19 protein-coding genes are annotated in these 22,104 nt (G+C 32.7%); 14 read left to right on the top strand and 5 right to left on the bottom strand.

Annotated elements, in window-relative coordinates; translation table 11 throughout:
- Positions 1-6: 6 nt before the first annotated feature.
- Genes ACY3IT_RS02470 through ACY3IT_RS02505 form a run of 8 tightly spaced genes read left to right on the top strand, consistent with a single transcriptional unit; the run spans position 7 to position 9,341 of the window.
- A complete protein-coding gene (locus ACY3IT_RS02470) occupies positions 7-1,380 on the top strand; it encodes a family 4 glycosyl hydrolase (protein ID WP_463083214.1) in 1,374 nt (457 codons plus the stop codon).
- Between the two features lie 15 nt (positions 1,381-1,395).
- Positions 1,396-2,400 (top strand): pectate lyase family protein, encoded by a 1,005-nt coding sequence (locus ACY3IT_RS02475; protein ID WP_463083215.1) that lies wholly within the window; start codon positions 1,396-1,398, stop codon positions 2,398-2,400.
- Between the two features lie 12 nt (positions 2,401-2,412).
- Entirely contained in the window at positions 2,413-3,558 is a 1,146-nt protein-coding gene (locus tag ACY3IT_RS02480) for a hypothetical protein (protein WP_463083216.1), read from the top strand.
- A 23-nt stretch (positions 3,559-3,581) separates the two neighbouring features.
- Positions 3,582-4,544 carry a sugar kinase gene (locus tag ACY3IT_RS02485; RefSeq protein ID WP_463083217.1) on the top strand — a complete coding sequence of 321 codons (963 nt, stop codon included), beginning with the start codon at positions 3,582-3,584 and terminating at the stop codon, positions 4,542-4,544.
- The gene (locus ACY3IT_RS02490) at positions 4,541-5,302 is read left to right on the top strand and encodes an IclR family transcriptional regulator (RefSeq protein WP_463083218.1); all 762 of its coding nucleotides are present in this window, start codon (positions 4,541-4,543) and stop codon (positions 5,300-5,302) included. The genes ACY3IT_RS02485 and ACY3IT_RS02490 overlap by 4 nt, the downstream gene beginning before the upstream one ends.
- 14 nt (positions 5,303-5,316) lie before the next feature.
- Positions 5,317-6,486 carry a 4Fe-4S binding protein gene (locus ACY3IT_RS02495; protein ID WP_463083219.1) on the top strand — a complete coding sequence of 390 codons (1,170 nt, stop codon included), beginning with the start codon at positions 5,317-5,319 and terminating at the stop codon, positions 6,484-6,486.
- The gene (locus tag ACY3IT_RS02500) at positions 6,473-8,260 is read left to right on the top strand and encodes an FAD-binding protein (RefSeq protein ID WP_463083220.1); all 1,788 of its coding nucleotides are present in this window, start codon (positions 6,473-6,475) and stop codon (positions 8,258-8,260) included. Before ACY3IT_RS02495 ends, ACY3IT_RS02500 begins: the two co-directional genes overlap by 14 nt.
- Complete coding sequence (locus tag ACY3IT_RS02505) at positions 8,250-9,341, top strand: zinc-binding dehydrogenase (protein ID WP_463083221.1); 1,092 nt, start codon at positions 8,250-8,252, stop codon at positions 9,339-9,341. The genes ACY3IT_RS02500 and ACY3IT_RS02505 overlap by 11 nt, the downstream gene beginning before the upstream one ends.
- 30 nt (positions 9,342-9,371) lie before the next feature.
- Here ACY3IT_RS02505 and ACY3IT_RS02510 read toward each other — a convergent pair whose 3' ends face one another.
- Positions 9,372-9,563: a YgaP family membrane protein gene (locus ACY3IT_RS02510; RefSeq protein ID WP_463083222.1), complete on the bottom strand. Its 192-nt coding sequence runs from the start codon at positions 9,561-9,563 to the stop codon at positions 9,372-9,374.
- Positions 9,564-9,819: 256 nt separating this feature from the next.
- Here ACY3IT_RS02510 and ltaE point away from each other — a divergent pair, with 256 nt between their 5' ends.
- A complete protein-coding gene (ltaE, locus tag ACY3IT_RS02515; RefSeq protein ID WP_463083223.1) occupies positions 9,820-10,854 on the top strand; it encodes a low-specificity L-threonine aldolase in 1,035 nt (344 codons plus the stop codon).
- Here the strand turns inward: ltaE and ACY3IT_RS02520 are convergent.
- Together ACY3IT_RS02520 and ACY3IT_RS02525 are read right to left on the bottom strand one after the other, a co-directional pair.
- The gene (locus ACY3IT_RS02520; RefSeq protein WP_463083224.1) at positions 10,840-11,307 is read right to left on the bottom strand and encodes a ribonuclease toxin HepT-like protein; all 468 of its coding nucleotides are present in this window, start codon (positions 11,305-11,307) and stop codon (positions 10,840-10,842) included. The genes ltaE and ACY3IT_RS02520 overlap by 15 nt on opposite strands.
- Entirely contained in the window at positions 11,304-11,687 is a 384-nt protein-coding gene (locus ACY3IT_RS02525; protein WP_463083225.1) for a nucleotidyltransferase family protein, read from the bottom strand. The genes ACY3IT_RS02520 and ACY3IT_RS02525 overlap by 4 nt, the downstream gene beginning before the upstream one ends.
- A gap of 70 nt (positions 11,688-11,757) precedes the next feature.
- On the opposite strand from ACY3IT_RS02525, the gene ACY3IT_RS02530 reads away from it, so the two are divergent.
- The 3 genes from ACY3IT_RS02530 (at position 11,758) to yicI (ending at position 17,450) form a co-directional block, all read left to right on the top strand.
- Positions 11,758-12,174, top strand: a complete 417-nt coding sequence (locus tag ACY3IT_RS02530) for a secondary thiamine-phosphate synthase enzyme YjbQ (protein WP_463083226.1) — start codon at positions 11,758-11,760, stop codon at positions 12,172-12,174.
- 115 nt (positions 12,175-12,289) lie between these two features.
- Entirely contained in the window at positions 12,290-15,109 is a 2,820-nt protein-coding gene (locus ACY3IT_RS02535) for a glycoside hydrolase family 3 C-terminal domain-containing protein (protein ID WP_463083227.1), read from the top strand.
- A gap of 13 nt (positions 15,110-15,122) precedes the next feature.
- Positions 15,123-17,450 carry an alpha-xylosidase gene (gene yicI, locus ACY3IT_RS02540; protein ID WP_463083228.1) on the top strand — a complete coding sequence of 776 codons (2,328 nt, stop codon included), beginning with the start codon at positions 15,123-15,125 and terminating at the stop codon, positions 17,448-17,450.
- Between the two features lie 38 nt (positions 17,451-17,488).
- Here yicI and ACY3IT_RS02545 read toward each other — a convergent pair whose 3' ends face one another.
- Positions 17,489-17,932, bottom strand: coding sequence for a tetratricopeptide repeat protein (locus tag ACY3IT_RS02545; protein ID WP_463083229.1), 444 nt, complete (start codon positions 17,930-17,932; stop codon positions 17,489-17,491).
- An 80-nt stretch (positions 17,933-18,012) separates the two neighbouring features.
- Positions 18,013-18,933 carry a calcium/sodium antiporter gene (locus ACY3IT_RS02550; protein ID WP_463083230.1) on the bottom strand — a complete coding sequence of 307 codons (921 nt, stop codon included), beginning with the start codon at positions 18,931-18,933 and terminating at the stop codon, positions 18,013-18,015.
- A 498-nt stretch (positions 18,934-19,431) separates the two neighbouring features.
- Here ACY3IT_RS02550 and ACY3IT_RS02555 point away from each other — a divergent pair, with 498 nt between their 5' ends.
- Together ACY3IT_RS02555 and ACY3IT_RS02560 are read left to right on the top strand one after the other, a co-directional pair.
- Positions 19,432-20,631 (top strand): MalY/PatB family protein, encoded by a 1,200-nt coding sequence (locus tag ACY3IT_RS02555; protein ID WP_463083231.1) that lies wholly within the window; start codon positions 19,432-19,434, stop codon positions 20,629-20,631.
- A gap of 24 nt (positions 20,632-20,655) precedes the next feature.
- The gene (locus ACY3IT_RS02560) at positions 20,656-22,056 is read left to right on the top strand and encodes an alpha-L-fucosidase (protein WP_463083232.1); all 1,401 of its coding nucleotides are present in this window, start codon (positions 20,656-20,658) and stop codon (positions 22,054-22,056) included.
- Positions 22,057-22,104: the final 48 nt, after the last annotated feature.

Consider the following 22,104-nt stretch of genomic DNA (forward strand, 5'->3'; position numbering starts at 1 on the left):
AAAAAAATGAATGATGTAAAGATAGCATACATAGGAGGAGGATCTAAGGGTTGGGCTTGGAAGTTTATGGCAGATCTTGCTCTTGAAGAGAGTTTTTCTGGAGAAGTGAGACTTTATGATATAAATTTTGAGTCTGCAAAAACTAATGAGATTATTGGAAATAGAATAAGTGAACAGAAGTCTGCTAAAAGTAAATGGAGATATAAAGCGGTAAAGGAGATAGGGGAAGCATTAGAAGGTGCAGATTTTATAGTTATTTCCATTCTTCCAGGTACATTGGATGAGATGGAAATAGATGTGCATCTTCCAGAGGAGTATGGTATTTATCAATCAGTAGGAGATACACCTGGACCTGGAGGAGTTATAAGAGCTTTAAGAACTATTCCTATATATATGGAATTTGCTGAGGCTATTAGAAAATATTCTCCCACTTCCTGGGTTATTAATTACACAAACCCTATGGCTCTTTGTGTGAGGACTCTATATACAGTATTTCCTAAGATAAAAGCAATAGGTTGTTGTCATGAAGTTTTTAAAATCCCTAAGATTTTGTCTCTCATGTTAAAGGAAAAGGAGAATATTGATGTCTCACTTTCTGAGATAAAACAAAATGTTTTAGGAATTAATCATTTTACATGGGTAGATAAGATTTCCTACAGAAATATGGATCTATTACCCATTTATGGTGAATTTGCCGAGAAATATTATTATGAAGGTTATGAAGAAGAGAAAGGTAGATGGACTTGGGATTATTTTGCCTCTGCTAATAGGGTAAAATTTGATCTTTATAAAAGATATGGAATAATTGCAGCTGCTGGTGACAGACATTTAGCAGAGTTTTTCCCTGCTTACTGGTATTTGGAAAATCCTGAAAAGGTAAAAGAATGGAAGTTCTCTTTAACTCCTGTATCCTTTAGAAGACAGCAAGCAAAAGAACTTTATGAGATGAGTCAAAAGCTTGCTAAAGGAGAGATGGAATTTCCTATTAAGCCTTCTGGAGAGGTAGGAGTCCAAATAATGAAAGCTCTTCTTGGGCTTTCCAATTTCATAACTAATGTTAATTATCCTAATGTTGGGCAGATGGATGGAGTACCAAGAGATGTGATAGTTGAAACCAATGTATATATAACAAGAGATAATATACTACCTATATATGCAGGAAAATTACCTAATGATGTGAATTCATGGGTTTTGAGGCATATTATGAATCAAGAAATGATCCTTCAAGCAGTTTTGGAAAAAGATCTAAAGCTTGCTTTTAGGGCTTTTTATAATGATCCATTAGTAGAGTCAAGATTAAATCATTCTAAAGCCAAAGAACTTTTTGATAGAATGATTGATGGTACAAAAAGATTTCTAAAATATTTTGGAGAAAAATAAAGGAGGTATAGAGTCATGAAGAAGCTTTTTATTCTATTACTAATTATTGCTTTATTAATGAGTTTTGGTTTCTCTCAAGAAAATATAGATGAAACTATACTTACTCTTGATGATAAGCCAGTAGGTTTTGGGGCAGGGACAACAGGTGGGCAAGGTGGAAAAGTTGTAACTGTTGATAATATTAATGATTTTAAAAAGTATGCACAAGATAAAGATCCATATATTATTCTTGTAAAAGGAATTGTAGATACTAGTAAAGAACAGGGTCAGATTACTATTGAATCTAATAAGACTATTATTGGTATAACAGAAGATGCAGGTATTGTTGGCTGGGGCTTATATTTAAAAGGAGTAAGTAATGTAATTATCAGAAACTTAACCATTAAAAATACTTTTGAAAATCCTAAAAATGATGCCATAACTGTTGAAAACTCTAAAAACGTTTGGATAGATCACTGCACATTAACCAGTGATATGATTGTGGTACCAGAAAGAGAAAAAGAAAAGGATAGAGTTGATGCATTATTAGATATTATCAAAGGATCTCAAGGAGTCACTGTTTCATGGAATATTTTTGAGAATAGTTGGAAATGTACTCAAGTAGGTAGTAGTGATAGCTCTACTGTAGATGTAGATGCAAGGGTAACTTATCACCATAATATCTTTAGAAATACTAATTCAAGAAATCCTTCTGTAAGATTTGGGGCTGTCCATATCTTTAATAACTATTATAAAAATATACTTCTTTATGGTATTGCATCCAGAATGGGGGCAAAAGTTATTGTAGAAAATAACTATTTTGAGAATGTAAAAATTCCAATGACTACTCAGTTTGAAAGTCCACAGGATGGGTATATAAAAGAGTCTAATAATTTTTACTGGGAATGTGGAGAAAATAATATAACTCAAGAATTGGAGGACTTTAATATTCCTTATGAATATGAATTAGATGAAGCTGACGTGATTCCATATCTATTGGAAAAAGGAGCAGGAGCAGGAAAGAAGGTACTTTTACCTTAAAGGAGAGGGTTTATGAAAAGGTTTTTGATTTTCTTTTTAACTTTCTTTTCTCTGTTTGTTATTTCTTTTTCTCAAGAAAAAGAAATGTTGGATTTTGGGCAGAGTGTATATGGTGGTGAAAAAAGTGAAAAAGGTTATGGAATAGTTAAAAGTAAGGATGGATATATTCTTGTAGGAGAGACTTCATCTTTTGGTAGTGGAGGAAAAGATGTTTATATTCTTAAAATAGACAGAAAAGGGGAAAAAGTTTGGGAGAAATTTTATGGCGGGTCTAAGGATGATTATGCCTATTCTATAAATGAGGCAGAGGATGGATATCTTGTTGTTGGTGGTACCAGATCTTTGGGAGCAGGAAATAGTGATGTATATGTGTTAAAGATAGATGAAAATGGAGATCTCTTATGGCAAAAAACTTTTGGCGGTAAAGGTTTTGAAGAGGTTTGGAAATTGTCAAAGGATTCTGATGGTAATTTTGTAACGGTTGGAAGAACTAATTCTTTTGGAAAAGGGCAATATGATCTTTATCTATTAAAAATCGATGGTAAGGGTAATAAGCTTTGGGAAAAAGCATTTGGAGATAAAATGAGCGAATATGGATATGGGGTAGTGTCTGATAAAGATGGTTATGTGGCTGTAGGGATATCTAATTCTTTTTCAGAATCTCAGGATATATATGTAATAAAAGTGGATAAAAAAGGAAACTTGATTTGGGAGAAGGTTTTTGGGGGTAAGGGATTTGATTATGCATACAGTATTACTTCTTGCAGGGATGGTTATATGATTGTTGGAAACTCCAATTCTTTTTCTGATAATCCTGATCTATATGTAATAAAGATAGACAAAGATGGAAACAAAATATGGGAGAAAACTTATGGTGGTAAAGGTTATGAGACGGGCTTCCTTATTATGCCTTCTAAAGATGAAAAGGGATATTTGATAGTAGGCGGATCTAATTCTAAAGGGGCAGGAAATAGTGATGTATATGTGGTGAAGATTAATGAGGATGGGGATCTTATTTGGGAGAAGTTTTTTGGTGGAGCGGATTTGGATGAGGGTTGGGGAGCTATATATGATCTTGATTATGTAGTGATCGTAGGTAGATCTGAGTCTTTTAGTACTGCTAATAGTGAGATGTATGTAGTAAAGTTTAGGGAATAAATCCATAGAAAGAGGGAGGAAATATGGTGGATATTATTTCTTATGGTGAGGTGATGGTAAGAATCACCCCTGAGAGATATCGTACTTTTCTAAGTAGTAATACTTGGAACGTGGAAATAGGTGGTACAGAGGCTAATGTTCTTATCTCCCTTTCTTTGTTAGGATTAAAAACTGAGTTTATATCTTTTTTTCCTAACAATTTTTTGGGTTATAGAGCTTTAAGTGAGCTTAGAAAATATGGTGTTGGAACAAATAGGGTGAGGCTTATATCAGAAGGAAGAATGGGAATGTATTTTGTGGAGCTTCATCATAGAACAAAAGGCATAAAAGTGCTTTATGATAGAAAAAATTCTTCTTTTTCCTTAACTCCTCTTTCTGATAGTGATCTTGATTATCTAAAAAAAGCCAAACTTATTCATCTTACTGGAATAACTCCCAGCTTAAGTGAGATATGTAAAAATAATGTGATAAAGATCTGTACATCCAAAAAAGAGAGTCAAAAATTATCCTTTGATGTAAATTTTAGACAAAAGTTATGGGGTGTAGAAGAATGTCGTAGATTCTTAGATATAGTGATTCCCTTTGTAGATATACTTTTTATTAAGAAAGAAGATTACAAGTTACTCTTTGGAAATAATGTAGAAGATGATAAAATTTTATATAATCTTCAGAAGAGGTTTGGAAAGGAAAAAATTTATGTCCTTACAAGAGGGGAAGAAGGATGTTCTGTACTTTATGGGGATAAATATTTTCTTCAAAAGGCTTTATCTACAGATATGGTAGATAGAATTGGGGCGGGAGATGCATTTGTTGCTGGTTTTCTCTATGGGTATTTAAAGGGTAAAACTCTTGAAGAATGTGCCAAATATGGAAATATATTAGCATCACTAAAGATGAGTGTATTTGGTGACTTTTTAGCATTGGATGAAGAGACTTTAGAAGGGTTTTTAGAATCTTTTAATAATGAATGGAGTGTAGAAAGATGAAATCTAAAATAGGTATTGGATCTGCAGGGCAAACTTTAGATATTCTTGAATATATAATTTTGGCTGGAAGAGAGGTTTCTTTAAAAGAGATATCGGAGGAGATTGGGCTTCACATATCTACTGTACATCGTTATCTGTCAACTTTAATTGATAAGGGATATGTTAGAAAGACACCTGCAGGATTATATAAGCCAGGATTTAGAATTCTTGAACTTTCTTCCTATATTCTTCAAAGTCTTGATTTAAGAGATATTGCTCGTCCTTACCTTATTGAGTTAATGGAGAACACAAAGCAGACAGTACATTTAACTATAAAAGATGGATATGAAGGAGTGTATATTGACAAAGTAGAAGGTCCAGGGACTCTTCCTATGATGTCAAGAATAGGTATGAGAATGCCTCTTTATTCAACGAGTTTTGGTAAAGTTCTTCTTGCCTTTAGTTCCGACGATTATATAGAGGATTATCTTAAGAAGGTACCTTTGATTCCAAGAACAGATAAAACTATTACAGACCCTAATAAATTAAGAGAAGAATTGCAGAAGGTTAGGAATCAAGGATATGCTTTTGATAATGAGGAAAATGAAAGAGGAATAAAATGTATTGGTGCTCCTATCTTTGATTTTTCTCAGAGGGTTGTAGCTGCAGTCTCTATATCTGGATACTACTTATCGGTAGAGGAAAATAAAGATATGTATCTCTCTGAACTTTTGAAAACTTGCGAGAAAATATCTAATGCTTTAAGGGGTAAGAAATAAAGGAGGAAATTTGTATGGACTTATCTTGCAATTATGTAGGATTGAAGCTTAAAAATCCTATTATTATTGCGTCTTCAGGACTTACAGAAAATGTTAAAAATATGAAAAAATGTGAAGAAAATGGAGCAGGGGCGGTGGTGGTAAAATCTCTTTTTGAGGAAGAAATATGTAGGATATCACCTACTCCTCGATTTGAGATAATAAATAGGACCATGGGACCTCTTAGATCTCAGACATTTTATTCCTTTGAGCAGGCAAGCCCTTTTGGTCCTGAAGAATATTTTAAGGAGATTAGTAAGGCCTTAAATACCTTATCTATACCAGTAATCCCCAGTATAAATTGTATAACCGATGAGGGTTGGTTTAAATATTCAAAGATGGCGGAAGAAGTAGGTGCTCCTGCTCTTGAACTTAATGTCTCTTGTCCTCATGCATCCATATCCTTTAGAGGACAAGATGTGGATGATACTATCTTGAGAGTGGCGAAAATGGTAAGAGAAAATGTAAATATTCCCATAATTGTAAAACTGCCTATGCAACTTTCATCTCCTCTGGCAATAGCTAAAATTTTGGAAGATATTGGGGTTAACGGAGTTGTTATGTTTAATAGGTTAACGGGTCTTGATATAGATCTTGATACAGAAAAGCCTATTTTACATGGTGGTTATGCTGGACATGGTGGTCCTTGGGCATTTAATTATGTTCTGAGATGGATTGCAACCTCTCGTCCTCATTTGAAATTATCAATTGCAGGCTCTGGAGGAGTGGGGAGTGGAGATGATGTGGCTAAGTATATACTAACTGGTGCTGATGTTGTTCAAATATGCAGTGTGGTCTATCTTATGGGTTATGAAATCATTTCAAAAATATTAGAAGGATTAAAGAGATTCATGGAGAAAAAGAATTATACAAGTCCTTTAGAGTTTAGGGGGAAAGTTTCAGGGAAGGTTATTCTTGGGAATAATGATATTGATAGAAGACATCTTTATGAAGCATATATAGATGAAAATCTTTGCACCTCTTGTGGGATATGTAAGAAGGTATGTATTTATGATGCTCCAATCGAGAAAAATGGAAAATATATTATTACTGATTTATGTAATGGTTGTGGTTTATGTGTAAAGCTTTGCCCTGTAAAAGCAATACGCATAATACCAAGGAGGAAAGACAATGAAAGTAATTAAGGGTGATGTGATAGTTATAGGTGCTGGAGGGGCAGGTCTTAGATCTGCTTTAACTGCTTATGAAAAAAATCCAAATTTGAAAATTATCTTATTATCTAAGAAACCGATTGGCAAAGGTGGCGTAACTGCTAATGCCTTTTCAGATAGAATGGCTTTTCATGCTACATTATCCTATACATTACCTATACAAAATAATTATATTTATCATGCTATGGATATATATAAGATCGGAGGAGAAGTATCGGATTACAATCTGGCTGAAATATTGGCTAAAAATAGTGAAGAAGCTATTAACTACCTTATATCTATAGGGGTACCTTTTGTCAGAACCCACGATGGAAAGATTGATCAATTTCTTACCGATGGTTCCGAATATCCCAGGGCGTGTTATGTAGGACCAAACACTTCTATTGAGATAGCTAAAGCGTTAGCTAAGAAGATAAGAGAAACAAATATTGAGACTTATGAAAATGTAATGGTTTATGATCTTATAGTCAAAGATAATAGGGTTGTTGGAGCAAAAGCTATAGATATGAGTACGCAAGAAAAAATAATTATTAAGGGAAAGGCTTTTGTGATTGCTACAGGTGGAGCAGGATCTTTATATCGTCAAAATGTATTTACTTCAGAAATGACAGGTGATGGATATGCAATATCTTTAAGAGCTGGGGCTCAAATGGTTAATATGGAGTTTATGCAGATTGGTATATGCCATCCTCAGATTCTCTTTGCTGAATCAGGAAGTATGTTTAGAGCTTTGCCTAAGATAGTGGATGAAAATGGTAGAGAATTTTTGTTAGATTATCTTTCAGAAGAGGATAAAGCTAATCTTTGTGTTCTTGAGTTTAAAAAGGGAGCTCGTTGGCCAGTATCTTACGAATCACCTACAAAGGTAATTGATTTGGCTGTCTATCATCATATAAAACAAGGCCACAAAGTATATATGAATTTTATGGAAAATCCATCTTACTTATCTTATGAAAGTATTCCAGAAGAAATATTGAAATGGAGTGAAAAGATTGGAAAAGAGATTTTTAAAGATACTACTCCCTATGAAAGGCTTAAATTAATAAATCCTTCAATTATTGAATGGCTGAAAAATTATAATATAGATCTTTCCAGGGAATTACTTCTCATACAAAATGCTCTTCAACATTTTCAAGGAGGGGTAAAAATAAGGGAAGATGCAAGAGCAAGTTTAGAAGGGCTTTATGCTGCTGGAGAAGTAGCAGGTGGGCAACATGGTGCCAATCGTCCTGGGGGAAATTCACTCCTTGATACTCAAGTATTTGGTAAAATAGCGGGAGAAAATGCAGTTCAATACGCTTCTAAAGTAGATTTTGTAGATTTTAATTTGGATGAGGTGGAAGAAAGAATTTCTCAAAGGGGTTTACCCTCAAAGTTAGTTAGGGAAAAGATCAGAGATATTGTATCTGAATATGGATTTTTAGTTAGAATGGAAGAAGATATTAAAAAAGGTATATCTTTAATAAAAGAAATTAAAAAAGAGGGTGTTTCCTTGGATGAGAATGGGCTCTTCTATTACTATGAGACTTTAAATATGTTAGATATTGCGGAATTAATTTTAAATGCTATTTTAATAAGGGATGAAAGTAGAGGTCCTCATTTAAGATTTAAAAAGTTCAATCCCCCTGTTATGGATTTCCTTCCTAAAAAGTCTGAATGGAATAAGTACATAATATTTTATAAAAAAGATGGAGAGTTAAAATATGAAATAAAAGAACCTATAAGACCTAAAAACTATGAAGGCTAAGGTTGCAGTTCTGGAAGAATTTAATAAACCCTTAGTTTTGAAAAGTATAGAGATACCTGAAATTCCTTCTGGTGGACTTTTAGTAAAATTAGTCGCATCAGGTGTTTGTGGATCAGATCTGCACATCATAGAGGGAAAGGATCCCAGAGTGCCTTTGCCTATAATTTTAGGTCATGAAGGGGTAGGAGAAGTAGTAGAAATTAATGGAGAAAAGAAGGATCTTAATGGGGTATCATTAAGGAAAGGAGATCTAATTATTTGGAATAGAGGGGTTGTGTGTGAAGAATGTTTCTACTGTAAAGTGATAAAGGAGCCATTTTTATGTGAAAACCGAAAAGTTTATGGAATTAATAGATCTTTTTTAGAATACCCCTATCTTCTTGGAGCATTTAGTGAGTACATAATATTAGAAGAAAAAACTGAAGTCATAAAACTTTCTTTAAAAGTAGATTTAGAAACAATGGTGATAGCTGGTTGTTCAGGAGCTACAGCAGTTCATGCCTTTGACTATTTGAAGGATAACCTGTTAGGTAGTACTGTGGTGGTTCAAGGGGGAGGACCTTTGGGGCTTTTTTCTGCTGCTTTAGCTAAGTATCAGGGAGCTAAAAATGTAGTGCTTATAACGGGAAGCCTAAAAAGAATAGAGGTAGCTCAAAAGATAGGTATTGATCTTGTAATAAAAAGAGACGAGTTTACTGAGGAAGAAAGAATAAAAAAAGTATATGATGTAACATACGGAAAAGGAGCAGATGTGGTAATTGAGGCTACTGGTTTTAATAGTGCTATAACTGAAGGAATAAAATTACTTAGAAAAGGTGGTACATATTTAATAGTTGGAATTGCTACACCTCAAGATAAAATATCCATAGATTTTTATGATATCTCTTCAAAGAATTTGAATGTTCAAGGGGTATGGGTAAGTGATGCAAGACACTTTAGAAAGGCTGTAACATTCATAGAAAAACATGAGGATATTTTCAGAGAAATGATAACTCATAGGATATCCTTAGAAGAAATAAATGAAGGATTAAAACTTTTAAAAGAGAAAAAGGCAGGAAAGATAGTTATAAATAGATTTTAAAAGAGGGGGGAGAAAATCCCCCTCTTTTTTTTAAGCTGTAGATTTATTTATAAGTTTATAGAGAGGACAATATCTTACGGCCGCAGTAAATACTAAAATAAACCCTATTATATGTAAGATTATACCCCAAGCAGCCCCTGAAACAATTCCCCATTTTGTAAGATGAGGTAAAATCATACCAACGATCACCCTAATGATGGCGTCAGTCTTCCCGATGTTCATCCTTTCACCCCCTAATTAAGCTTTATTTTAATTATACTTATAAATTTATAGTCTGGCAATATTTTGTAGAAGAGGGAAAATCTACCTTTTTATCAATTCTTTTCTTTCTTATTTTTTATACACATAAGGCTCTCTTATTTTCAATATTATTTGTTTTTTGAATTTCCTCAAAGTTTTCATTTACACTTTAAAATTCAAGATAATATAATAGTTATAAACTTCTAAAAGAGTAACGTATAAGGAAGAGGTGAAAAAATTGAAAATTATTGATTTAAGAAGTGATACTGTTACAAAGCCCACAGAAGAGATGAGAAAGGCTATGTATTTAGCTGAAGTAGGTGATGATGGGTATGGTGAGGACCCTACAGTAAATCTATTAGAAAAAAAAGCAGCAGAGCTTTTAGGTAAAGAATCCGCTCTTTTTGTAGTCTCAGGAACCATGGGGAATCAGGTGGCTCTTCTTTCTTGGACATCAAGAGGAGACGAGGTTATTCTTGAGGCAGAATCCCATATGTACTATTATGAAGCAGGTGGGATGGCAGGAAATGCTGGGGTGCAACCATTCCTTATTCAAGGTGAAGATGGAATCATGCCTATAGAAAAGATTAGAAAAGCGATTAGACCACAAGGAAAGGTATTTCCAAAAACCTCTTTAATTGTTTTAGAAAATACTCACAATAGGGCTGGAGGAAAGGTACTTCCTTTAGATTATATGAAAGAGGTATATGAATTAAGTAGAGAATATAACATACCTATTCATCTTGATGGGGCAAGAATTTTTAATGCTTCCATTTATTTAAAGGTTCCTGCAAAGGAGATAGCTAAATATGCCGATTCAGTGATGTTTTGTCTTTCCAAGGGTCTTTCTTGCCCTATGGGTTCTCTTCTTGTGGGATCTTCAAATTTTATTGAGAGGGCAAGAAAAAATAGGCAAAGGTTGGGTGGGGGCTTGAGGCAGGCTGGAGTTGTTGCTGCTTGTGGTCTTTGGGCTTTAGATAATATGATAGATCGCTTAGAGGAGGATCATAGGAAGGCTTACAATTTATATGATTTTCTCAAAACTATACCAATTTTTGACATTAAAAAGCCAGAAACCAATATTTTAAAGGTAAAAATAAAAAATGGTTTTAAGGCTTCTGATTTGATTAAAAGGTTCAAAGACTATGGACTACTTGCTACAAGTTTTGATGAAGAGACTTTAAGATTTGTGACTCACAAAGATGTATCCTTTGATGATATAGATGAGGCAAAAAATATTATAGATAAAGTGGTAAATTCATTGCATCTCTAAAAAGTTGCAAAAGTCTAAAAGATACTTTTTAGTTTCTTCCCATATTATAGGAAGATTTGTTATAAGATCTCTTATCTTTTCAGGTTTTAGCTTATAGGCGTATATATTTCTAACAACATGTCTAAAAGCTCTGTAGTTTTCAAGTTTTTCTTTGAGCTCTTTAGAAATAATTGCAGGTCTTACATAAGGAATTTCTATAGACATTTGGAGTAAAAGTTCTTTGTGCCAATCTGGTGTTTCTATAATTTTACCATCTATCTCTTTAGCGATTAAACTAAAAATTCTCTCTAAACCACTATAAAAGTTATGAAGGTTTAGTGCTACACTATCTATATATAGCGAATCTTCTTCTTTAATTAATTCCCATGCTTTTTGTGCTCTTTTTATTGTTTCTTCTATCTCTATAATTTCGTTTTTTATCCTACTTGAAATTACTAAGTACATTTTTTTCATAGTAATATACCTTCTCTCTCAAGACTAAGTCTAATTTCTTCTTCACAGCTATCCAAATCAATAATATCTATTTTAAAATCTGTGCTTAAAGATAAAACTTCAGATATTGCTTTAAAATAATCTTTATCAGATATTCCTGATACAGCTAAATCTATATCAGACCATTTTGTAAATAATTCTTTATCTTTAAGAGATCCCACTAATAATACCTTCTTAGCTTTATATTTTTTATAAAGAATTTCAGAGATTTCTTTTGCTAAATTTAATGCCTTTTCATATCTTATGTCTAATAGCTTTTTTTCTTCTTCCTCAAGTCTTTTTCGGACTTCTATATATTTTCTTTTTTCTTCAAGGGATAAATCTCTAAAGGTTTTACTCATTGCCTAATACTCCTTTATAAATTTGTAATATAATTATAACATTTTTATAATTTAAGGAGGGATCAAAGGTATGAAGACCTATAGAAAAGAATTGTGGTTTAATCTTCCAACAAGAAGGGGGTTTGTGAATATCACAGATACCTTGCAAAAATGTGTAGATGAGAGTGGAATTAAAGAGGGGCTTCTTCTTTGTAATGCTATGCATATTACTGCAAGTGTTTTTATCAATGATGATGAGCCAGGTCTTTTAAAAGATTTTGAAATATGGTTAGAAAAGCTTGCTCCTGAAAAACCATATAATCAATATTACCATAATGTGGGTGAAAATAATGCTGATGCACATTTAAAGCGTACCATAATGGGAAGAGAAGTGGTAATAGCAATTACTGATGGTAAGCTTGATTTAGGTCCATGGGAGCAGGTTTTTTATGGTGAGTTTGATGGAATGAGGAGAAAAAGAGTACTTGTAAAAATAATTGGTGAATAGCTATTTATACTATGAATTTAACTCAAATTAGTAAAATCTTGCAATTTATTATTTTCATGTATCATTATATAATCCTAAATTAAAATTATTTTGTGAAGGAGGCTTTAAATATTTTATGGCAGATGAATATATTTTTAAGAACCCTTTATTCCCTATTGATGAAAGAGTAAAAAATCTTCTCTCTCTTCTTACCCTTGAAGAAAAGATTAAGTTGCTTCCTACCAGACAAGCACCAATACCCAGATTAGATATAAGAGAGTTTCATATAGGTGGGGAATCCGCTCATGGTGTAGCTTGGTTGGGAAAAGCCACTGTGTTTCCTCAACCTATTGGTCTTGTATCTTCCTTTGATAGAGATCTTATGAAAAAAATAGGAGAAGTGGTCTCATTAGAGGCTCGAGCTTACTACTATATGAGGGGAAAGATTGGGGGACTTATGCTTTGGGCTCCTACTGTAGATATGGAAAGAGATCCAAGATGGGGTAGGATGGAAGAAGGTTATGGTGAAGATCCTTATCTTGCTGGAGAAATGGCAAGTGCATATATACAAGGTATGCAAGGAGATGATGAAGTATATCTTAAAACCGCAATGACTCCTAAGCACTTCTTTGCTAATAATAATGAGAAGGATAGAGATAAATTTTCCGCCAATATTGATCCCAGAAATATGTATGAATATTACTTAGATGTTTTTAGGAGGGTTATAGAAAAGGGAAAAGCTATGGGAATAATGACTGCTTACAATGCTGTAAATGGTGTACCTTGTATAGTAAATCCAATAGTAAAGAAGGTTTTAAAAGAGAAATTTGGATTAAGTGGATATGTAGTAACTGATGCTGCAGATTTTAGTCAAACAGTTACCTCACATAAAACTTTTGATAATCATTACGAGACAATGGCTTATGCTCTGAAAGCTGGAATTGATGCCTTTACTGATGATCCTGATCTTGTTATAGAATCAGCATGGAAAGCTCTTGAAAGGGGATTAATAACTGAAGAGGATATTGATAGGGCTGTTTTTAATACCCTTCGTGTAAGATTTAGACTTGGTGAATTTGATGAAGAAATAAGTAAAAAATTTTATGTTTCTCCTAACAAAATATGTGATAAGGAGCATTCTCAGCTTGCATATCAATCTGCTCTTAAATCTATTGTACTTTTAAAGAATCAGAATAAATTCCTTCCTATAAATAAAGAAAAAATAAATAATATTGCGGTCATAGGTCCTTTAGCCAATAAAAACTATAATGATTGGTATAGTGGTACTTATCCATATAAAGTTTCTATTCTCCAAGGAATAGTAAACAGATTATATAATAAGGAAATAAAATATTATGATTCCTATGATATTATTGCAATAAAATCGGTAAAAAATAATAAATATTTGAGAGTTATAGAATCAGAGATCAGTCCTTTATGGGCTATAAGTGAAGAAATTGGCCCAAGGGAAAAATTTAGATTTATAGATTGGGGATGGGGCAATAAAAGCCTGCAATCTTTAGCAAATAACAAATACTTAACTTGTGATGACTCTAATTTTTCTATCCTGTCTGCATCAGAAGAAGTATTTGGGTGGTTTGTAAAGGAACTTTTCCAAATAGATTCCTTAGGAGATGGTACCTTCTATATTAAGACTTGGCATGGAAAATATCTTTATATAGATGAAGAGAATGGAAATTTGATTAAATTCAAAGATAGTTTTGAAAACCTTCCAGAGGAAAAATTTATAATTGAGAAATTAGAAGATGGTATAGAAAAATCTTGCAATATAGCAAAAGAATCCGATTTAGTAGTATTATGTGTAGGAAATAATCCTTTAGTAAATGGAAGAGAAGGAGAAGATAGAGTAGACATTGTTTTACCAGATCACCAAGAGAAACTTGTTAGAGAGATTTATAAAGTAAATCCTAACACAGTGCTTTTAATAATTAGTAGTTATCCTTACGCTATTAACTGGGCAAAGGAGCATATACCAGCCATTTTATGGTCTTCCCATGGGGGACAAGAAATGGGAAATGCTATAGCAGATGTATTAATTGGAAATTATTCTCCGGCAGGAAGATTATGTATTACATGGTATAAATCTGTAAATGATATACCTCCCATGACAGATTATGATGTAATAAGGGGAAAGAGAACCTATATGTATTTTGATAAAGAACCCCTCTTTCCTTTTGGACATGGACTTTCTTATACTGAATTTGAATATAGTAATTTATTTTTAAATTCTAAAAATTATGGAATAAAAGATGAAATAAGGCTTAGTTTTGAGATTAGAAATGTCGGAGATATGGATTCTGATGAGGTACCACAAGTTTATGTTAGAGCTATTAATTCAAAGATAAAAAGGCCAAAGCTTCAGTTAAAAGGTTTTCAAAGGATATTTATTCCAAAGGGAGAAAAGGTTAAGGTTGAATTTACAGTACCTGTTTCGGAGCTTTTTATATGGGATGTGAGAAAAGAGAAGTATTTAGTTGAGAAAGGAGAATACGAGATTTTAGTTGGTGCTTCATCAGAGGATATAAGATTAAGAGGAAGAATTTATGTGGGGGGAGAGGAAATTGAAGATAGAGATCCTTTTGAGAGAATAAAAGCTTTTAATTTTGATGATGGATACAATTTAGTTTTCAATACAAAAAGAAATTGGGAAGAAACTTATGTAATCTTTCCTAAAGAAGATTCATGGATACTATTTCAGGATTTAAATTTTTATAGACCCTCTCAAAGGATAAGGATGGAAATATCTACTACCAAAAATTCCAAAATGTTTTTATATTTTAGCAAAATTGATAAAGAATTTTCTTTTGATGTAATAGATACTTTTAATGAATGGGAAGAAATTGTTTTTGTTTTAGATGAGAATATTTTAGGTAAACAAGATATGTATATAAGAGGAGAAAAGGAAGTAAAAATAAATTGGTTGAAATTTGAGTGAGGAGGATGATTTTATGAGATTTACTGATGGGCATTGGCGTATTAGAGAAGGTATAAGAATACATTATCCTTTCATGGTTTGGGATTACGAAGTTAAGGAAAAAGAAGTTATAGTATATGCACCTTGTACCTTTGTTAGAAATAGGGGAGAAACTCTATTTGGTCCTCTTTTAGAAATTCATTTTTCAGCTCCATTTCCTAATGTTATAGAGGTGATATCGTACCATTTTAAAGGGGTGGTAGAGAAAGGACCATCTTTCGAGTTAAATAAAGATAAAAATTTTAAACCTGAGATATTAGATAAAGAGGATGTGATCATATTAAAGTCTGGAAATCTTAGGGTGGAAATTAATAAAAAAGGAGTGTTTAAATATACCTTCTTCTGGAAAGATAAGAAATTGACGTCTTCTGGATTCAAGCATATGGCTTATGCTATTGATGAAAACAAGACTCCTTATATGGTAGAGCAATTAGATCTTTCTGTAGGGGAATTGGTATATGGCCTTGGAGAAAGATTTAGTCCTTTTATAAAAAATGGGCAACAGGTGGATATGTGGAATGCTGATGCAGGAACTATTTCAGATCAAACATATAAAAATATACCTTTTTATATAACAAATAGAGATTATGGAGTTTTTGTAAATCATCCAGAGAGGGTTTCTTTTGAGATAGCTACAGAGAATGTTGAAAGGGTGCAATTTAGTGTAAAGGGTGAAAAGATAAATTACTTTATAGTTGCAGGAGAAAATTTAAAGGAAGTAATTGAAAATTATACCCTTCTTACAGGAAGGCCTGCTCTTCCTCCTTCTTGGTCTTTTGGACTTTGGCTTACCACGTCTTTCACAACCAATTACGATGAAAAAACGGTAACAAGTTTTATTGATGGAATGAAGGAGAGAAATATACCTTTACATGTTTTCCATTTTGATTGTTTTTGGATGAAAGAATATCATTGGGTTGATTTTGAATGGGATCAAAGAGTGTTTCCTAATCCCGAAGATATGTTGAAAAGGTTAAAAGATAGAGGCTTGAAAATATGTGTATGGATTAATCCCTATATAGCTCAAAGATCAAAACTCTTTGAGGAAGGAAAAGAGAAGGGTTATCTCTTAAAGAAGCCTCACGGTGATGTATGGCAAACTGATGAATGGCAACCGGGCATGGGAATTGTGGACTTTACAAATCCATCTGCAAGAAAATGGTATGCTAATAAGTTAAAAGAGCTTATTAGAATGGGTGTTGATGTTTTTAAGACAGATTTTGGAGAAAGGATACCTACACATGTGGTTTATTATGATGGATCAGATCCTGAAAAGATGCATAATTTTTATACCTATCTATATAACAAAACTGTTTTTGAAGCATTAAAGGAGGAGCTTGGAGAGGAAAATGCTATAGTGTTTGCCAGATCAGCTACTGCAGGAAGTCAGAAATTTCCAGTACATTGGGGTGGAGATTGTTTATCTACTTATGAGTCCATGGCAGAGACATTAAGAGGAGGACTTTCCTTAGGTCTTTGTGGATTTGCCTTTTGGAGTCATGATATTGCAGGATTTGATAGTTCTGCTACTCCTGATCTTTATAAGAGATGGGTAGCATTTGGACTTCTTTCTTCCCATTCAAGACTTCATGGAAATCATGATTATAAGGTTCCATGGTTATATGACGAAGAAGCTGTAGATGTATTGAGATTTTTTGTAAATTTAAAATGCCAATTAATGCCTTATCTTTTTGCAAAGGCGGTAGAAGCAGTAAATAAAGGAATTCCAATGATGAGAGCTATGCTTCTTGAATTTGAAGAAGATCCTACTTGTCATTTCTTAGATAGACAATATATGCTTGGAGATTCTTTACTTGTAGCTCCCATATTTTCAGAAACGGGAGAAGTGGAATATTATCTTCCTAATGTAGGTATATGGACAAATCTTATAACAGGAGAGAGAAAAGAAGGGGGTAAGTGGTACAAAGAAAAGTATGATTATTTCTCTTTACCTCTTATGGCAAGACCTGGAAGCATAATTGCTATTGGGAATAATAAGGAAAGAACTGATTATGACTATGCAGATGGTGTGACTTTGTATGTTTTTGAACCTCAAGATGGGAAAGTATCAGTCTGTGAAATATATAATCAGCAAAGAGAAGTAGAATTAAAGGTGAATTTGTTAAAAGATAAAGATGAGATAGTAATAAATGTAGAAAAGGATTCTGGAAAGATGTTTTCTGTACTTTTATTTAATACATATGAGATAGAAAAGGTAGAAGGCGGTAGTTTAGAAAAGACAGATAAAGGTATATTAATTAAGCCAAATAAAGGTATAAAAGAAATAAAGATTAGGTTTTAGAGAAAAGCCCCCTAAATAGAATAGGGGGCTTTATTTTTTTATTGTTTCAAATAATCCTTTAAATAATCTATTGATGATTTTGCAGATTCCACATATTCACTATTAGGATAATTTTTAATTAATTTTTCATACTCTTCTATAGCCTTTTTGTAATCTTCAAGGAATTCATAGCTTAATGCAATTTCATATTGGGCATCGTCTGCGTATTCACTGTCAGGAAAGTCTTTTATAAACTTTCTATATGCTTCAATAGCTTCTTTATATTTAGCATCATAATATAATTCTCTTGCCTTTTCATACGCCTCTTCATCTGGTGTTTTTTCCTTTACAGTCTCCACAGGAGAAGTAACAGCAGGGGTCTCAGGAGTGGATCCTTGCTCAGGAGCCTTTTTCCCTGTGGTTGAGATAATCACTCCTATAATTATTACCATGATAATTACCACAATTACGTAAGGAAACCATTTTGGAAGATTCTTGTTCATATCTTCTCTACCTCCCTTTTTATGGATTAGATTCTTCCCATAATATGTTAGACATAAAAATTTTGTAATTATTCCTAATTTTAAAAAATAAAATTTAGTATTATAGAAATGAAATATAAAGAAAGAAGGATAAGCCCTGTTTTCTTTCCTATAATGTTATCCCTTTTAAGAGATATACTCAATGCAAGTAAGGTGATTAGTATTACTGGCATTATATAAGTGATAAATTTTTGATCAACTTTTATGGGATTTATTATAGATGCTATTCCTATCACCACTAATACATTTAGTATACTTGCACCTATTATATTTCCAACTCCTATATCTGGCACTTTTTTTATTGTTGAAATAACAGAATTAGCAAGTTCTGGAAGAGAAGTACCTAATGCTACTAATGTAAGGCCTATTATAAGTTCTGAAATATTGAGAAAGCGAGCAATATTTATACTACTCTCTACTAAAAATCTTGAACTAACAATAACTACTCCTATACTAAGTATCATAAGTATAAAAATTTTTATTGCTGAGTTTTGGTCTTGGTAATTTTCAGACTTGTTGTCTCCTTTAACCCTATAAATTATATAGATAAATATAGCATACAGGATTAATAAAATAAAGCCTTCAAATCTTGATATTTTCATATCAAACATTAATAAAAATAAGAGGAAATTAATAAATAATAAAAAAAATGAATTTTTCCACGCTAAATCATCCACTTTCATGGGAGATATGAGAGAACATATACCAAGAATTAAGGCGGTATTAACAATAACACTTCCTAAGGCATTACCAAGGGCTAAATTACTATTTCCCTTTAATGAGGAGATTATGGATACTATGATTTCAGGAAGTGTTGTGGCAATACTTGCTAGTATAAGGCTAATAACGAAATCTTTTACTCTTAGTTTTATCCCTATTATTTTTAAATATTCAGTAAATTTATCGGATCCTTTTATTAGAAAGAATAAGCTTATTATGAATATTATTACATCTTTTAACATTAAAATTTTCTCCTTTTTTCAGAAAGTATTATCTATAATAGATATTATCATAATAGAAGAAAGTTTGAAAATTGAAGAAAGTTTGAAAAAATTGTAGATTCTGAATTGAAATATTAATAAATGGTTTCGTAGCATCTCTTTTATTATGTAAAATTTTATTTAAAGGGTATAGTATCCATTTTACACTCCCTTAAGTCCCTTAATCTCTTTGAGTTTAATCTCCCATCTTAAAAAATCAAGTATAATAGCCTCTCAAAGTTGATCTGTTGTGTATATAAATTGTCTTATCTCCTTCGGATAATTCAAAAAGTTAATATTGCTTTCCAAGCATGAGGTTTTCCAAAAGGTGTTTAAGTAGCTTTTTGACCTCCTTGTGAAATAAATTTAAAATACCTCTCAAAGATTTGTACAACTAATGAGACAATACCAATGGTTAAGTATGTTTTTTAGTACATTATGCTTTATAATGTTGTAAAATAAATTTTGTCGGAGGCAGTTATGAAATATAACTTTGATAAAGTTATAAATAGACGAAATACAGCCTCATTAAAGTGGGATGCTGTTCATGATATATTTGGGGATAAAGATGTTCTTCCCATGTGGATTGCAGATATGGATTTTGAGGTTGCAAGGCCTATAACTGACGCAATTCTTAAAAGAGCTGAACATGCAATTTATGGATATACTACTATTCCTGAATCTCTTATAGATGCAGTGATTGAAAGAATTAAGTCAAAGTTTAACTGGGATGTTAAACCTGAGTGGCTTATTTTTACGCCTGGTACGGTTTCTGCTTTATATATAACAATAAAAGCAATTACCTCTATTGGGGATAGTGTACTTGTACAAGAACCAGTATATTATCCATTTTTCAGTGCAATAAGGGATAATGGGGCTCATATTGTAAGTAATGATTTAAAACTTGTAAACTATCATTATGAAATTGATTTTGATTATCTTGAGGATAAATTTTTAGGCAAGGATGGGATATTTACAGGCTCAAATCGTATTAAGGCAATGATTTTATGTAATCCACACAATCCTGTGGGACGAGTTTACACAAAAGAGGAGTTAACAAAGATTGGCGAGATTTTAATTAAAAATGAAGTTGTTGTCATTTCTGATGAAATTCATTGTGAAATTGTTTATACAGGTCATAGACATATTCCTTTTGCATCCATATCAGAAGAGTTTGCAGATAACTCTATTACCCTTATTTCAGGAAGTAAGACTTTTAATATTGCAGGATTAGAAACCTCTATCATAATTATTCCAAACAAAAAACTCCGTAGGAGATTTATTGAAGCAAAAGGTAAACTTTTATCAAATCCAAATCCTTTTGGACTTGTAGCAACAGAAGCTGCATTTCGTTATGGTGATGATTGGCTTTCACAGCTTCTTGAATATCTTGAAGGAAATCTCAAGTTTCTTATGGATTACGTGGAGAAGAGAATTCCAAAGGTCAAAGTTATAAAACCTGAAGGTACATACCTTGCATGGCTTGATTTTAGAGAACTTGGTATGGATAAGTATACTTTAAGCGAATTCCTCCGAAAAAATGCGAAGGTTGGTCTTGATGATGGCTATATCTTTGGTAAATCAGGGGAAGGGTTTGCCCGTCTTAACTTTGCTTGTCCCCGTAGTATTCTTGAAGAAGGCCTTAGAAGAATTGAAAAAGCAGTGAAAGAGATTATTTAAATAAATTATTAAGGAGGTCAACCTATGAGGTATAAAATGCCAGAAGGACCTTTTGAGCCTACTTGGGAATCCTTGAAAAATTATAGGATTCCGGATTGGTATAAGGATGCTAAATTTGGGATATTTATACATTTTGGTGTCTATGCAGTGCCTGCCTTTGGTAATGAATGGTATCCAAGAAACATGTACATAAAGGGTACAAAAGAATATGAACATCACTTGAAAACTTATGGAGACCATAAAAAGTTTGGATATAAAGATTTTATTCCTCTTTTTAAGGCAGAGAAGTTTGACCCATATGAATGGGCAGATCTTTTTAAAAAGGCAGGTGCTAAGTATGTAGTACCTGTTGCAGAACATCACGATGGTTTTGCTATGTATGATTGTAGCTATACCCGATGGTGTGCCAGTAAAATGGGACCTCAAAGAGATATTATTGGAGAACTTGCTAAAGCAGTGAGAGAAAATTATCTTACCTTTGGAGTTTCCTATCATAGGGCAGAACATTGGTGGTTTTTACATGAGGGAATGAAATTTGACTCTGATGTAAGAGATAGGAATTATTTTGACCTATATGGACCTGCCCAGCCTGAAAGTATGCAACCTACAGAAGAATTTTTAGAGGATTGGCTTTTAAGGCTTTTTGAGATTGTAGACAGATATCAGCCTCAGCTTATTTATTTTGATTGGTGGATAGAGCAACCTGCCTTCGAACCTTATTTAAAGAAATTTTTTGCCTATTATTACAATAGAGCCTATCAATGGGGAAGAGGAGTAGTAATAAATTATAAAAATTATGCGGTACCGAGAGAATGTGCAGTATGGGATATAGAAAGAGGAAAGCTTGGAGATATTGATCCCATATATTGGCAAACAGATACTTCTATTTCTCGTCTTTCTTGGGGATATATAGAAAATGATATCTATAAATCAGCTAAAGAACTTATTTGGGAACTCATAGATATTGTAAGTAAAAATGGGAATTTTCTTTTAAATGTAGGTCCTAAAGCTGATGGAACTATACCTGATATTGCTCGTGATATTCTTTTAGAGATAGGTAATTGGCTTCTTAAAAATGGTCCTGCTATTTATGGTACAAGACCATGGAAAATTTATGGTGAAGGTCCTACAAAAGAAGCTCATGGGCCTTTTAGTGAAAAGGAAATAAGTTATACAGGAGAAGATTTTAGATTTACTACAAAGGGAGATGATCTTTATGCTATTTTAATGGAAAAGCCTACAAAAGGAGAAGCCTTAATAAAGTCTCTTAGTACAAATCTAACTTTATATAATAAAGAAGTTAAGAAGGTAGAGATTTTGGGAATAGGAGAAATTGGATTTGAAAGAGATGAGAAGGGTCTTAGAATACATATTCCAGATTATGATAAATTAGATTATCCTTTAGTATTTAAAATTATGGGGTAAATAAAATAAGAAATTTATTCTTAATTCTCCTGTTTTCTATTATATTGA

It is taken from the genome of Dictyoglomus sp. GBS (assembly GCF_055179815.1).

Coding starts and splice junctions, on each gene's coding strand:
- ACY3IT_RS02485 (WP_463083217.1), top strand. CDS start 3,582: ATGGTGGATATTATTTCTTATGGTGAGGTGATGGTAAGAATCACCCCT.
- ACY3IT_RS02500 (WP_463083220.1), top strand. CDS start 6,473: ATGAAAGTAATTAAGGGTGATGTGATAGTTATAGGTGCTGGAGGGGCA.
- ACY3IT_RS02505 (WP_463083221.1), top strand. CDS start 8,250: ATGAAGGCTAAGGTTGCAGTTCTGGAAGAATTTAATAAACCCTTAGTT.
- ACY3IT_RS02520 (WP_463083224.1), bottom strand. CDS start 11,307: ATGAAAAAAATGTACTTAGTAATTTCAAGTAGGATAAAAAACGAAATT.
- ACY3IT_RS02545 (WP_463083229.1), bottom strand. CDS start 17,932: ATGAACAAGAATCTTCCAAAATGGTTTCCTTACGTAATTGTGGTAATT.
- ACY3IT_RS02550 (WP_463083230.1), bottom strand. CDS start 18,933: ATGTTAAAAGATGTAATAATATTCATAATAAGCTTATTCTTTCTAATA.
- ACY3IT_RS02535 (WP_463083227.1), top strand. CDS start 12,290: ATGGCAGATGAATATATTTTTAAGAACCCTTTATTCCCTATTGATGAA.
- ACY3IT_RS02470 (WP_463083214.1), top strand. CDS start 7: ATGAATGATGTAAAGATAGCATACATAGGAGGAGGATCTAAGGGTTGG.
- ACY3IT_RS02560 (WP_463083232.1), top strand. CDS start 20,656: ATGAGGTATAAAATGCCAGAAGGACCTTTTGAGCCTACTTGGGAATCC.
- ACY3IT_RS02555 (WP_463083231.1), top strand. CDS start 19,432: ATGAAATATAACTTTGATAAAGTTATAAATAGACGAAATACAGCCTCA.
- ACY3IT_RS02475 (WP_463083215.1), top strand. CDS start 1,396: ATGAAGAAGCTTTTTATTCTATTACTAATTATTGCTTTATTAATGAGT.
- ACY3IT_RS02525 (WP_463083225.1), bottom strand. CDS start 11,687: ATGAGTAAAACCTTTAGAGATTTATCCCTTGAAGAAAAAAGAAAATAT.
- ACY3IT_RS02530 (WP_463083226.1), top strand. CDS start 11,758: ATGAAGACCTATAGAAAAGAATTGTGGTTTAATCTTCCAACAAGAAGG.
- ACY3IT_RS02490 (WP_463083218.1), top strand. CDS start 4,541: ATGAAATCTAAAATAGGTATTGGATCTGCAGGGCAAACTTTAGATATT.
- ACY3IT_RS02480 (WP_463083216.1), top strand. CDS start 2,413: ATGAAAAGGTTTTTGATTTTCTTTTTAACTTTCTTTTCTCTGTTTGTT.
- yicI (WP_463083228.1), top strand. CDS start 15,123: ATGAGATTTACTGATGGGCATTGGCGTATTAGAGAAGGTATAAGAATA.
- ACY3IT_RS02495 (WP_463083219.1), top strand. CDS start 5,317: ATGGACTTATCTTGCAATTATGTAGGATTGAAGCTTAAAAATCCTATT.
- ACY3IT_RS02510 (WP_463083222.1), bottom strand. CDS start 9,563: ATGAACATCGGGAAGACTGACGCCATCATTAGGGTGATCGTTGGTATG.